This window comes from Bacillus sp. 165, assembly GCF_017742235.1.
GTDB lineage: Bacteria > Bacillota > Bacilli > Bacillales > Bacillaceae_G > JAGHKQ01.
Genome location: NZ_JAGHKQ010000001.1, coordinates 549,871 through 563,061, shown reverse-complemented (window position 1 = coordinate 563,061; position 13,191 = coordinate 549,871). Strand labels below are relative to the sequence as shown.

14 protein-coding genes are annotated in these 13,191 nt (G+C 36.5%); 8 read left to right on the top strand and 6 right to left on the bottom strand.

The genetic code is table 11. The features are described 5' to 3' along the window. Positions 1–2 precede the first annotated feature (2 nt). Positions 3–1,046, top strand: coding sequence for an ABC transporter ATP-binding protein (locus tag J7Q84_RS02920; protein WP_209092884.1), 1,044 nt, complete (start codon positions 3–5; stop codon positions 1,044–1,046). Next, entirely contained in the window at positions 1,039–1,974 is a 936-nt protein-coding gene (locus tag J7Q84_RS18665; protein ID WP_209092883.1) for an ABC transporter ATP-binding protein, read from the top strand. Before J7Q84_RS02920 ends, J7Q84_RS18665 begins: the two co-directional genes overlap by 8 nt. Before the next feature lie 173 nt (positions 1,975–2,147). Here the strand turns inward: J7Q84_RS18665 and J7Q84_RS02910 are convergent, their stop codons facing one another. Beyond that, a complete protein-coding gene (locus tag J7Q84_RS02910; RefSeq protein WP_209092882.1) occupies positions 2,148–2,351 on the bottom strand; it encodes a hypothetical protein in 204 nt (67 codons plus the stop codon). A gap of 359 nt (positions 2,352–2,710) precedes the next feature. Between J7Q84_RS02910 and spxA the strand changes: the two genes are divergently transcribed. Next, positions 2,711–3,106 carry a transcriptional regulator SpxA gene (gene spxA, locus J7Q84_RS02905; protein WP_209093103.1) on the top strand — a complete coding sequence of 132 codons (396 nt, stop codon included), beginning with the start codon at positions 2,711–2,713 and terminating at the stop codon, positions 3,104–3,106. A 109-nt stretch (positions 3,107–3,215) separates the two neighbouring features. On the opposite strand, the gene J7Q84_RS02900 is transcribed toward spxA, so the two are convergent. Continuing rightward, the gene (locus J7Q84_RS02900) at positions 3,216–3,890 is read right to left on the bottom strand and encodes a TerC family protein (RefSeq protein ID WP_209092881.1); all 675 of its coding nucleotides are present in this window, start codon (positions 3,888–3,890) and stop codon (positions 3,216–3,218) included. Between the two features lie 416 nt (positions 3,891–4,306). Between J7Q84_RS02900 and mecA the strand changes: the two genes are divergently transcribed. The 4 genes from mecA (at position 4,307) to pepF (ending at position 9,981) form a co-directional block, all read left to right on the top strand. Beyond that, a complete protein-coding gene (gene mecA, locus J7Q84_RS02895) occupies positions 4,307–4,978 on the top strand; it encodes an adaptor protein MecA (protein WP_209092880.1) in 672 nt (223 codons plus the stop codon). 364 nt (positions 4,979–5,342) lie between these two features. Then, positions 5,343–6,830: a cardiolipin synthase gene (gene cls / locus J7Q84_RS02890; protein WP_481747526.1), complete on the top strand. Its 1,488-nt coding sequence runs from the start codon at positions 5,343–5,345 to the stop codon at positions 6,828–6,830. A 78-nt stretch (positions 6,831–6,908) separates the two neighbouring features. Beyond that, complete coding sequence (locus J7Q84_RS02885) at positions 6,909–8,063, top strand: competence protein CoiA (protein ID WP_209092878.1); 1,155 nt, start codon at positions 6,909–6,911, stop codon at positions 8,061–8,063. Between the two features lie 97 nt (positions 8,064–8,160). Further along, positions 8,161–9,981, top strand: a complete 1,821-nt coding sequence (gene pepF / locus J7Q84_RS02880) for an oligoendopeptidase F (protein ID WP_209092877.1) — start codon at positions 8,161–8,163, stop codon at positions 9,979–9,981. Between the two features lie 37 nt (positions 9,982–10,018). On the opposite strand, the gene J7Q84_RS02875 is transcribed toward pepF, so the two are convergent. From J7Q84_RS02875 to J7Q84_RS02860, 4 genes are all read right to left on the bottom strand, one after another. Continuing rightward, positions 10,019–10,198, bottom strand: a complete 180-nt coding sequence (locus tag J7Q84_RS02875) for a hypothetical protein (RefSeq protein WP_209092876.1) — start codon at positions 10,196–10,198, stop codon at positions 10,019–10,021. 475 nt (positions 10,199–10,673) lie between these two features. Next, positions 10,674–11,534: a ClpXP adapter SpxH family protein gene (locus J7Q84_RS02870; RefSeq protein WP_209092875.1), complete on the bottom strand. Its 861-nt coding sequence runs from the start codon at positions 11,532–11,534 to the stop codon at positions 10,674–10,676. A 1-nt stretch (position 11,535) separates the two neighbouring features. Next, positions 11,536–11,934, bottom strand: a complete 399-nt coding sequence (locus J7Q84_RS02865) for a globin domain-containing protein (protein ID WP_209092874.1) — start codon at positions 11,932–11,934, stop codon at positions 11,536–11,538. 126 nt (positions 11,935–12,060) lie between these two features. Next, positions 12,061–12,639: a CYTH domain-containing protein gene (locus tag J7Q84_RS02860; RefSeq protein WP_209092873.1), complete on the bottom strand. Its 579-nt coding sequence runs from the start codon at positions 12,637–12,639 to the stop codon at positions 12,061–12,063. Between the two features lie 151 nt (positions 12,640–12,790). Here J7Q84_RS02860 and J7Q84_RS02855 point away from each other — a divergent pair, with 151 nt between their 5' ends. Then, the gene (locus J7Q84_RS02855; protein WP_209092872.1) at positions 12,791–13,162 is read left to right on the top strand and encodes a UPF0738 family protein; all 372 of its coding nucleotides are present in this window, start codon (positions 12,791–12,793) and stop codon (positions 13,160–13,162) included. The last annotated feature ends 29 nt before the right edge of the window (positions 13,163–13,191 follow it).

Below are 13,191 nucleotides of genomic sequence, written 5' to 3'. Positions count from 1 at the left end.
GAATGGAAAACTTATTAGAAGTAAAGGATTTATATGTCTCCTTCGATACGCATGGCGGGGAAGTTCATGCAGTGCGCGGAGTTAACTTTAATTTGAAAAAGGGTGAGACATTAGCGATTGTGGGTGAATCTGGTTCTGGTAAATCGGTTACATCTAAAGCGCTGATGGGGCTTATTCCAAACCCTCCAGGACGTATAAAGCAGGGTGAAATCCGTTTTGATGGTCGTGATCTTACAAAATTATCAGAGAAAGAAATGCAAGACGTGCGCGGAAAAGACATTGCAATGATTTTCCAAGATCCTATGACGTCTTTAAACCCTACAATGACAGTCGGAAACCAAATTATGGAAGGGTTAATCAAGCACCAAAAAATGAGTAAAGCTGATGCTCGTAAAGTAGCAACCGAGTTATTGGAGCTTGTAGGAATTCCGAATCCTGAGGCTCGTTTAAAACAATATCCGCATCAGTTCTCTGGCGGTATGAGACAGCGTGTAGTTATTGCGATGGCTCTTGCTTGTAATCCGAAGCTCTTAATCGCAGATGAGCCGACAACAGCGTTGGACGTTACAATTCAAGCTCAAATTTTGGAGCTGATGAAAGACATTCAGCAAAAAACAGAAGCTGGAATTATCTTTATCACGCATGATTTAGGAGTAGTTGCAAACGTAGCAGATCGTGTAGCTGTTATGTATGCGGGACAAATCGTAGAAATTGGAACAGTGGATGAGATTTTCTATAACCCGCAGCACCCATACACATGGGGATTACTTGCTTCTATGCCAAGCTTAGACAGTGAAGAAGCTGATTTATATGCAATTCCAGGTTCACCGCCTGACTTAATTAAACCTCCAAAGGGTGACGCATTTGCTGCACGTAACCCTCGTGCATTAAAAATCGATTTTGAGATGACTCCACCAATGTTCAAGGTGAGCGATACTCATTACGCGGCAACTTGGTTATTGCATGAAGATGCACCAAAAGTAGAGCCGCCTGAGCTTGTACAAAAACGTATTCGTCAAATGAAAGCAGGTGAATTCCGTGGCTAATCAAAAGGAAAAGCTTGTTGAGATTAAAAATGTAAAGCAGTACTTTAATGTAGGCGGCGGCGTAGTAAAGGCCATCGATGACGTAACTTTTGATATTTACAAAGGAGAAACGTTCGGTCTTGTAGGAGAATCAGGTTCTGGTAAATCTACAACAGGACGTACGATTATCCGTTTATATGATGCAACAGCCGGAGAAGTTTTATTTGATGGCGAAAGTGTTCATGGTAAAAAATCGAAAAAAGACTTAAAGAAATTCAATCGTAAAATGCAAATGATTTTCCAAGATCCATACGCTTCATTAAACCCGCGTATGACGGTTTCGGATATCATCGCAGAAGGTATTGATATCCACGGCCTTGCTAAAAGTAAAGAAGAACGTATGAGAAAAGTATATGAGCTTCTTGAAACAGTAGGTTTAAATAAAGAGCATGCAAGCCGTTATCCGCATGAATTCTCAGGTGGTCAAAGACAACGTATCGGTATTGCACGTGCATTGGCAGTAGAGCCAGAGTTTATCATTGCCGACGAGCCAATCTCTGCATTGGATGTATCCATCCAAGCTCAGGTTGTAAACTTATTGAAAAAGCTGCAACGTGAAAAAGGCTTAACATATTTATTTATTGCGCATGATTTATCCATGGTAAAATATATCAGTGATCGTATCGGTGTTATGTATCATGGTAAAATTGTAGAATTGGCGGACAGTGATGAATTGTATGAATACCCAATTCATCCGTATACACAGTCTCTATTATCTGCTATTCCGCTTCCGGATCCAGATTATGAGCGTAACCGCAGACGTACAGTATATGACTCTTCACAACATAATTATGGCAGCGAAGAGCCAGTTATGCGTGAAATCCGTCCAGGACACTGGGTATTATGCTCAGAAGCAGAGTATAAGAAATATAAGGAAATATATAACTAATTTTAAAGACCTTACAGGATATTCTGTAAGGTCTTTTGAATTAGTTAATTAAGAACAGAAAAGTATTTCATAAGTAATTAAGCTTAGTTTGACGTGTTTTGTTGAATAGGTGCATGTTTAGATAGAAGGAAAAAGGAAGAGTGGAGTTGAAGTTGTACATTCACTCTGCAATTTTAGTAGGTTTTTTTCTTGTAAATTCCTTTTCCTCCTACATTGTTCCACCCGGATTGCATTCTTTCGCTTTTATCTATGAACTTTGTTTTCTTTTTGCCGCCAAACAGATTTTCACCAATGCTATTTGTAATTACTCCTACCGTAGCTGTAATGCCAATAACTAATACAGCTACAATAACTAAATCAATCAAATAATCTATCATCTGCTCATCTCCCTTACTATGTACGTATAGAAATTTATTCCTTCTTAAATATTGTATGCCAAATTATAAGAAAGTTAAATAAGAGTAAATAAAAATAAATATTTTCCGACAATTTAACACAAAGAATTTAAAGTGTTTTTATGTTGTATAATTTTTGTATAACTTTTTTAAATTTTTGTAAAGAAATTAATGTATATTTCTGAGTAAATATATTGTATAATGGTTATAGAAGTTACTTATTAAAAGTAATTATTTATTAAAAAAGAGTTTATACTACGCTAATATACGTTGAATGGTAATCATTCTTCAAATGGTATTTACGCGTTCATACTCAGTTATTGGGGGAGAGTGGGTAAATGATGGTAACCTTATACAGTTCACCGAGCTGTACGTCATGTAGAAAGGCAAAGCTTTGGTTGGAAGAAAATCATATTCCATATCAAGAAAGAAACATTTTTTCAGAGCCTTTAACTATTGAGGAAATTAAAGAAATTTTACGTATGACAGAAAGCGGAACGGATGAAATTATTTCAACTCGTTCTAAGATCTTTCAGGAATTAGACATAAATGTAGAATCATTACCGTTACAAGATTTATATAAGGTAATTCGTGATTATCCAGGTATCCTGCGTCGTCCAATCATTATTGATGAAAAGAGACTACAGGTAGGATATAACGAAGATGAAATTCGTCGTTTCTTACCTCGTACAGTAAGAACGTTTCAACTGCGTGAAGCGCAGCGTCTTGTAAACTAAAATAAAGCTCCGGATGATTGAGTGCCGGAGCTTTATTGTTTATCAGCAGCTTTGGAATATGTTATACATATTAAAAGGGATATGCCTTGGAAGCATATCCCTTTTAATATCAGTTATGAGCTTTTTTTAATTTAATTTGATTCATAATATATCCTGCAATAAGTACGAGCACAACTGTTATAATAGGAATAAGGGTTGCAAGGAAACTGTTTTGAGTGAAAAAATTCTCAAGCCGTTTTTCGTGGATAATCATACTTCCGGCAGTATATGCTAAAATACCTGCACCAACGTATACAAGCAACGGAAATTTCTCCATAAATGTTAAAATCAATTTACTTCCCCAAATGATGACTGGTACAGAAACTAAAAGCCCTAATACAACCAATATTATATTTCCATGAGCTGCTCCGGCAATTGCCAACACATTATCAAAGCCCATTACAATATCAGCAAATACAATAGTACGAACTGCAGACATTAGAGTTGAACTAGCTTTAATGTTGGAGAGATCATCTCCATCATCTGAAAGGAGGTTATAAGCAATCATAATAAGCAAAAGACCGCCTACCAGTTGTAAAAATGGAATTTCTAGTAAGTATACGGCAACAATTGTTAATAAGATACGAATGGCAATCGCTAAACCAGTTCCAAGTAAAATAGCTTTATTACGCTGTGATTCCGCCAAATTGCGGCTTGCTAAAGCAATGACGATAGCATTGTCTCCACCAAGAACTATATCAATTCCAATAATAACTAATATTTGAGTAAGGAATTCTAAATCCATATCGTATCCCCCGTTTGCAAACTATATATCTCTTTCCCTGTTCATAATTACTTAATCAATATAAGGGAAGATGTACAGCCTGTCAAGAAAAGGATAATGGAAAGCCTCTTTTTCGAGAGGGGATTTACCTTAACTAGGTGTATAACTGTTTTTCATTATTCACGTGTTTTTATTTCCATTTTGACCTTTTTTATCATAAAATGAGAGTACAAGATTTTCTAGATTCTTTTGAGTAGTTTTGATATGATGTGTAGAACTATACAATTCTCCTTTTTGTTTGTGGCAAAGAGGAATCGCGACTGTCTATCGAAGAGACAGACAAAAAGCCCTCATTCGTAGCAGTTGATGATATATCGTGTTTTAGGGGGTAATAGTCCCTTCAGTACTATCCATTAGATAAGAAGGGAGAGAATGCTTTGGATATGGAAAGAATTAATGATAATACAGTTAAGTTTTATATATCTTATGTAGATATAGAAGAGCGTGGATTTGACCGGGAGGAAATTTGGTACAATCGTGAGAAAAGCGAACAGCTTTTTTGGGAAATGATGGATGAAGTTCGTTATCAAGATGAGTTTTTTATCGATGGTCCACTTTGGATTCAAGTGCAGGCTTTGGATAAAGGTATTGAGGTCATTGTTACGAAAGCGCAGCTATCAAAAGACGGTCAAAAATTAGAACTTCCAATCGGCTTGGATAAGGTGATTGATATTCCTCTAGATGAACGTTTTGAATCTTTATTGGAGCAACATTTGGAAGATGAAGACTTATATTACTTAAGCAGCGACGGTACACTTGGATTTGTAGTAAAATTTCAAGATTTCGAAGATATAATATCTTTAAGTCATCGATTGGAACTCATAGATACCCTCAATCAATTATATGTATTTGAAGGCCGATATTATTTATATGTAGAATTTGATGAAGAGTTACATGCAGAAGATGAAATAGATAGCATTTTAAGTATGGTTTTGGAATATGGAGAAGAGTCTGCTGTGACTGTTCATCGTATACAAGAATATGGAAAAGAAATTATTTCCGATCAAGCGTTGCATACCATTAGCGCAAACTTCCCACTCTTGCCATAAATCGATTTCTGTAAGCAGAAATCGATTTTTTATATCCATAACATCGGAAATAATAAGAATTTTTAATAAATTGATAAGTCCTTACTTTATTTGCAAGAGAACAATAGGCCATGATTTTTGATTTATATTCTTATTTTAAAATGGGATGGACGAATTTTCGTCCTCCTTTTTCTTTAAATTAAATATTAACAGTATCAATGGAAAAAATGTAAATAAGGACAAGAATTATATCTGTAAATTTATATGCTATGCTTATATTGTGTTTTATAATATAGGTGGAGGGAAATGGAAAGGAGGCCATATTTTGAAAAATATCTTAAAATTATTTTTTTTGATTTTTATTATTTTTACTGTTTTTCTTGGCTTGCGTTTCCTTACGGATACAACATTTTATACAGGGTTATTTCACCTTGAACATAGTTCTATTTTTGGTATATTCAGCGTTTTGTTTACGTTGTCAGCATTTTTAATTGGTTTTGTTATATTCTTGGAAAACCGTCATCCAACCAAAACGTTGACCTGGCTAATCGTGCTAGGCATTTTTCCGGTATTTGGATTTTTTGCTTATCTGTTGTTTGGACAAAATTTCAAGAGAAAACGAATGTTTCAAAAGAAAGCATCGCTTGATGAACAGGCTTTTTCGCAGCATAAAGGAGACGAAGAGAGGAATGATAGCAAAATATCAGTTAAAAAGCATCAAGAACTTCTTTTCCGCTTGGCACAAAAGCTTGGCGCACTAAATATTTCTTTTCATACCGAAACAAAGGTTTTGACAAATGGCGAGGAAACATTTTCCGCCATCAAAGAAACGTTAAATAAAGCAGTGCGGCATATTCATATGGAATATTATATAGTGAGACATGATAAAATCGGGACAGAAATTAAGGATATTCTTATTCGTAAATCTCTTGAAGGAGTGGAGGTTCGTTTTTTATACGATGCTGTAGGCAGCTGGAAGCTATCAAAACGATATGTGGAAGAATTGAAGGAAGCAGGTGTACGGGTCATCCCATTCTTCCCGGTGCGTATTCCAATTTTGAATGATAAAATTAACTATCGCAATCATCGGAAAATTATTGTGGTTGACGGAAATGAAGGTTTTGTCGGAGGCTTGAACATTGGTGATGAATATCTTGGAGAAAATGAGTATTTTGGGTTTTGGCGTGACACACATCTGTATTTGCGTGGCGGTGAGGCTGTACAAAGCTTACAGCTAATCTTTTTACAAGATTGGTTTTATATGACAGGCGAAGTTATTATGAATCCTTCTTATTTAGAGCCAGAGCAAGTAGCAGGTGAAAAATTCGGTGGTGTACAGCTTGTTGCAGGCGGACCAGATAATAAATGGGATACGATTAAAAATCTATATTTTGCGATGATTTCTTCTGCACGCAAGTCGATTTGGATTGCAACTCCGTACTTTATTCCTGATGATAACATTCTTTCAGCCTTAAAGGTCGCTGCACTAGGTGGAATTGACGTCCGTCTGCTTGTTCCAAGCAAACCGGATAAACGGACTGTATTTTATGCATCTCGATCCTATTTTCTAGAACTATTAGAGGCAGGGGCGAAAATATATGAATACGAAAGAGGATTTTTACACAGTAAAATTGTGATTGTAGATAAGGATCTAGCTTCGATAGGAACAGCTAACATGGATTTGCGGAGCTTTCACTTGAATTTTGAAGTCAACGCATTTTTATATGATACACCAAGCATTGTGAAGCTTGTACAAGATTATGAAGAGGATTTAAAGGTAGCAAGCGAGATTCATATGGAAACTTTTAAGAATCGCAGGCTGGTTATGCGAATAGTGGAGTCAACATACCGTTTATTATCTCCTTTATTATAATGCCTTGGAACTGCATGTGTTTCCGGCAGGAGCGGAAGAAAAGAAGGGAGAATAATATAAAGAAAGGAGGTTTTGCTATTGTTAGTTGCGGTTACTGCAAGAGGTGAATGTATTAATGTGTTAGATCATCGTGCAAGAGATGAACTGGTTGCTTTGCGCAAACAGGAACAATTCATATGTCCGAGCTGTCAGCAGTGTGTACGCCTTAAAATTGGAGAGAAAAAGCAGCCTCATTTTGCACATGTTCATTTGAATACCTGCCAGTTTACTCATGAATCACTGTATCATATGCAAGGAAAAGCAATGCTTTATCTATGGCTGCAGCAACAAGGCTACACAGTAGAGTTGGAAAAATATTTGCCTTCTATTTGTCGACGACCAGACTTGTTTATGGAAGAAAGCAGGACAGCTGTTGAGTTTCAATGTTCTCTCATAACGAAAGAGCAGTTTATGAAACGAACAGAATCCTATCAAAAACAAGGTGTTAACGTGGTTTGGATATTGGGAGGGAACCAATATAAACGCTATTCTGCTCATTGGATTAGGCTCTCTTCATTTCAAGCTATGTTCTCATATCAAAATGCTCTATTTTATTTTTGTCCTCGGCTGTGTACTTTTACAAAGTGTACCCCTCTCATTCCATTTTCACCTACAGTGGCTTTTTCCCACAGCTTTGTTTACCCATTAAAAACTTCACAATTTTCTCAGCTGTTTCAACCGAACTCTATGAATCAGCAGGTACTAAAACGAGAATGGATGCAAAAAAAGATTAGATGGCGTACTCATTCTTTACAAATTTTTCAACGAGGGTACTATACGTTTTTACAAAAGCTGTATACTCATCATATTCCACCATCGCTCTATCCTCCTGAGGCGGGTATTCCTCTTCCTTCACTTTTATCCATACAAACTCCGGCTATCATATGGCAAACTTATATTTTACTTGATGTAATCGGGCCGCTTAAGAAAGGCGAGTATTTTTCATTACAGCAAGTGTATAATGCATTAAAAAAGCATATGAAGGAACGTACCCTTCCCTATGTGAAAACGAGTGGAAAACAGGCTGTAGAAGAGTATTTACAATTTTTAGTGTCTATTGGAATGATTAAACATGTAGGGGTGCAAAAGTACAAAAAGATCCGCAATTGCACAGTGCTGAAAACAGCAGAAGAGGCTGTTTTACAGGAGGAAGAGATGATACAAAAAGCTCTAGAGCTGTTTGTTGTAACATGATTGGAGAATCAGGATATAATAAACAGGGCGAAAGAAGGAATCTTTACGGATGAATAGAATTGTTAAAGAGTGTGATGAAACGATAGGAGGAATATACATGGCTGAACAAAAAACAGTAAAGAAGCTGCCGGAACGAAATGAAATTGATAACGAAGCAACATGGCGCTTAGAAGATATATTTGCAACGGATGAGGAATGGGACAAGGAATTTATGCAAGTCAAAGAAATGCTTCCAAAGCTAAGTGAATTTAAAGGCAAACTTGATAATTCATCTAATGACCTGCTTACCGTGCTTAAATATCAGGATGAGGTATCCTTACGTTTAGGTAGATTATATACATATGCCCATATGCGTTATGATCAAGATACAACGAATTCATTCTATCAAGCTTACAATGATCGTGCTACTAACTTGTATACGCAGGCATCCAGTCTTATGGCATATATTGTACCGGAAATTTTAGCAATTCCAGAGGACAAGCTGCAGGCGTTTTTACAAGAAAATGAAGAGTTAAAAGTGTATGAGCATGCGTTGAAGGAAATTACAAGCCAGCGTCCACACGTATTATCGGCTGAGGAGGAAGCGCTTCTTGCGCAAGCTTCTGAAGTACTCAGCGCATCAAGCAACACATTTGGAATGCTTAACAATGCAGACTTAAAATTCCCGTCTATTGAAGATGAACAGGGAGAAGAAGTAGAGGTAACGCATGGTCGTTATATTCAGTTTTTAGAAAGTGAAGACCAGCGAGTTCGTCGTGATGCGTTTAAAGCAGTATATGACACATACGCACAATACAAAAATACATTTGCAAGCACATTAAGCGGAGCGGTAAAGAAAAATAATTTCTACGCCCGTGTTCGTAAGTATGATTCTGCTCGTCAAGCTGCACTTAGTAATAACAATATCCCTGAAGCGGTGTATGATCAACTTGTGAATACTGTAAATGATAACCTTCATTTGTTGCATAGATACGTTAATATTCGTAAGCGTGCATTGGGCCTTCAGGAACTTCATATGTATGATTTGTATACACCACTTGTACAAGAAGCTAAAATCGAGGTTTCATATAAAGAAGCACAGGATATTTTGTTGAAGTCCCTTGCTGTTCTTGGAGAGGAGTATGTATCCATTTTAAAAGAAGCCTATGAGGATCGCTGGGTAGATGTACATGAGAATAAAGGGAAGCGAAGCGGAGCATATTCTTCAGGTGCTTACGGTACTAATCCGTATATTCTCATGAACTGGCATGATAATGTAAATAATTTATTTACATTGGCTCATGAGTTTGGCCATTCAGTACACAGTTACTATACTCGTAAAACGCAGCCTTATGTATATGGAGATTATTCTATATTTGTAGCGGAAGTAGCTTCTACATGCAACGAGGCGTTATTAAATGATTATTTACTGCAAACTACTGATGATAAGAAAAAACGATTGTACTTGCTCAATCATTATTTAGAGGCATTCCGTGGAACAGTATTTCGTCAAACGATGTTTGCAGAGTTCGAACATCTCATTCATAAAAAAGTACAAGAGGGAGAGGCTTTGACTCCTGATTTGTTAACGTCCTTGTATTATGATTTGAATAAAAAATACTTTGGAACAGAACTTGTAATTGACGAAGAGATTGGTCTGGAGTGGTCTCGTATTCCACATTTCTATTACAATTACTATGTGTATCAATACGCAACTGGATTTAGTGCAGCAGCGGCATTATCTAAACAAATATTAGAGGAAGGCAAGCCGGCTATAGAGCGTTATCTGGAGTTTTTAAAGTCTGGAAGCTCAGATTATCCGATTGAAGTGTTGAAAAAAGCTGGAGTAGACATGACTTCTCCAGAACCGATAAATGAAGCGCTTCAAGTATTTGAAGAAAAGCTTAATGAATTAGAAGAGCTGCTATTCGAAAAGTAAGATAGATAAAAAAGACATCCTAAGGAGGATGTCTTTTTTATGAGCGAAAGCCCTTAAACCGTTTATGATTGTTAAACATAATCACAGTAATAAAAGTAGTAAAAAAAAGAAGCGGTACAGCGAGAAGAAGCGGAAATACTTCAAGAAGAGACAAAATATATAGAATAAAAGAAACGGCGATAAGGATTATGCTAATCAATAGTTTATACCCGTTCATAATACCCCCTAAAAATGAAGATGCTTGGTTTTATTTTATTCATACAAAAGCAGGTTTAGAATTTAGGAATTGTATGAAATGGTGCAAACAAGCTCTGTCAAAGGTGTTGTGCATATATTTATATAAAAAATTAAAATGAAACTATGTGAATCTATAAGAGTGTTTACAATTCAACTTTTGACAAATTTGTGAAACTACAATCGGATATATTGTCAATCAGTGTCGAACAATATAATATAATAGATGTGAATTGATTCACAAACAAACATATACCCCTTTGTTTGAACGTGAAAATTTCTCCCATCCCCTTTGATGTCTGAACAGGACGTCGAAAAGACCTGGTTTCCCGCCAGGTCTTTTTTTATAGATAAGAATGTATAAGTTCTCATGACTTGTTTCTGAGTAATAGTTTTTCCCAGAACAAATAAGAGAAGGGCAGTTCTGGGAAGGCGTTGAATAAATTTGTTTACGATGATTAGGGAAGATATCTCCAGTATATTTCTGTGTCTGTTGGAATCGGTATTACCCTTCCTCTAAGCATCAGTTTTTTGAGTTCCCGCTCCGCTTCTGCGTAAGATATGCTGTAAATAATTGCAATTTCCTGTGTAGAGAAAAAATCATACATGCGCAGAAATGAATCGAAATTCGGTAGCGGCTCTGGATTTAATTCTTTTTTTATAATATCTTTTAACACTTGCACGTATACATCATAAGAGTAAATACCTGAAATTTTCACTCCTTCTTCATCCGAGTTGGCATGAAAGAAAACAAGAGAGGGAATTTCTGTAATATGCATTTCAGTGCTGAATTTTAAATCACATTGAAACGCTTTAGTTGCGCTTGCAGAATGTATATCTTTTTGAAATTCTTCTAAATCAATCCCGCTTTTTTGTGCACATTTCAGCAATAGCTCTTCTTCTATCTCTTCTGTCTGCTTTAAGAACAAAGCTTCTTGAAATTTACGCAAAAATTTCGAACCTGCTTTTCGACCTTGCAGCTCTGCAGCTTTAATAGCAATAGAAGCAGTGTATGGCGACGGAGAATGCTTAATGTTTATGGTTTTTTCACATGCAAATTTATACTTAGGGACAGACTTTTCCCACACAAATCGAATATTAGCAGGCTTATTCCATTTGTGTGACGTATTCGGCTGTATTTTCCCGGTCAGGATATGCCGAAGTGTAAAATATTTTCCATATTCTAACATTAGCTTTTGAATAATAGGCTCGATTGCCCAACAGTCTTTACATAATGGATCAATAAACAAATACGCTTCTATCGGTTTTCGAATACATTTTTGAAAACGAAGAGGAGTAATTTTGTTTAAGCTATTCATTTCAACCACCCGTTTCTGTGTCCGGTGTATTCGTCATATGTTGGGCTGTCAACCGCAGACGGTCAAAAATAAATTCCCGAACGGGTCCTTCTAATCCAACATCGTCCATAGCTTGATGCATACAGGCAAGCCATGCTTTAGCACGCTTTGGTGTAATTTCAAAAGGAAGGTGCCGTGCCCTAAGCATAGGATGACCATGCTCTCTCGTGTATAAATCGGGTCCCCCGAGATATTGAGTTAAAAACTGTTTTTGCTTACGAGCTGTTTCTGTTAGATCGTCAGGGAATATAGGGGCAAGGTCGGGATGTTTACCGACGTACGAGTAAAACGTATCCACCAGTGTTGTTAAACCTTTTTCTTTGCCGATTGCTTCATAAGGTGTTAACGTATCTTCGTTCATATTAAGGCTCCTTTTCTTACATTTCAGTGTAAATTTATTTTAGCAATGGTCAAAAAGAAGCGCAAACAAAGAGACTTGAGCAGAGAAGGAACTCTATATTTAGTATTGAAACGAGCCGACTTATACTTATTTTGACCGTTTTTGCTTTTCAAGGAAAAACCGTTTAATTTTATTCTCTGTATGACGAACAGGAATATGATGACTTTGCAGCAGTTCCAAAAATTGCTTTCTTCCCTCTTGCTCGTCTTTTACCTCATATTCGAGTTCATAATCATCAGTATCGAAGTAGAAGCTGTGATCGAACATAAGAATGCCGCCTTTATATATGATTTCTGCTCTGTTTGTTGTCAGTTCACCAAGATATTGCAGTTCATCTGGGAGAACAGATAGCGAGTGTAATAAGTTTAATATTCCGCCCGGTACAATCTTTCCTGTCTGTATCATCCTGGTTGCGTCTTCTTTTGTTAAGGATTGGTGTGTTTCGAGCAATCCGACTTTAGCAGGCTGTTTTAATGTAAGGGTATAGGCATCATTTTTGAATCGAATGCGAAGTGCTGCACCTTTATCTTTCAGGGAAAAAGATGGTGTTTCGAAATAATGATTGACTTGTGTGGAAAAAGAATGGATGTTAAAAGCATTTACGAGTGTTTCAAATTCTTGTTTGGTTACTATGTTTTTTAATTCAATTTCAATTTCTTGTTTCATCAATGCCACTCCTTTTGTCTATATGCTGTTTCTATTATGTCTTTTGCAGGATTTTGAAGCAATGATTTAATTTTACCCGGTATCTTATGTTACAATTAATAAAGCAAAGTAAATACTATATATAATGAGATTTAGGTGGAGGAATTATAAAATGCAAAAAAAGATTTATGTTAAGAGCGTACACAAACAGGATCAAGCTCTTATTTTATGTGCAGACCAACCGGAGTTTTCGCTTCAGCAGCTTCGTGCACGCAATCATGTGTTAGTGGATTCAGATGAATTATCTTTTTTATACATTTTAGAAAATGATGACGAATTCGTATATGTAAGCATCCCGCACATAGTGTGGAGCAAAGTAAAAGAAGCTGTAGAAGCTGATACAAAGATATTAGTGCAAGCAGACGAGTGGCAATTAGAGCTGGAAAATCTAAAAGAGGAACTCGACTATCTGATTCATAATATTGAAGGCAATTCAAATTATGGAGAAGAGCTAGTGAGAAAGGTAGAAGAAATCTTTCTGTAAACTGCGGCAATAACTCTTTGTGGATGGTG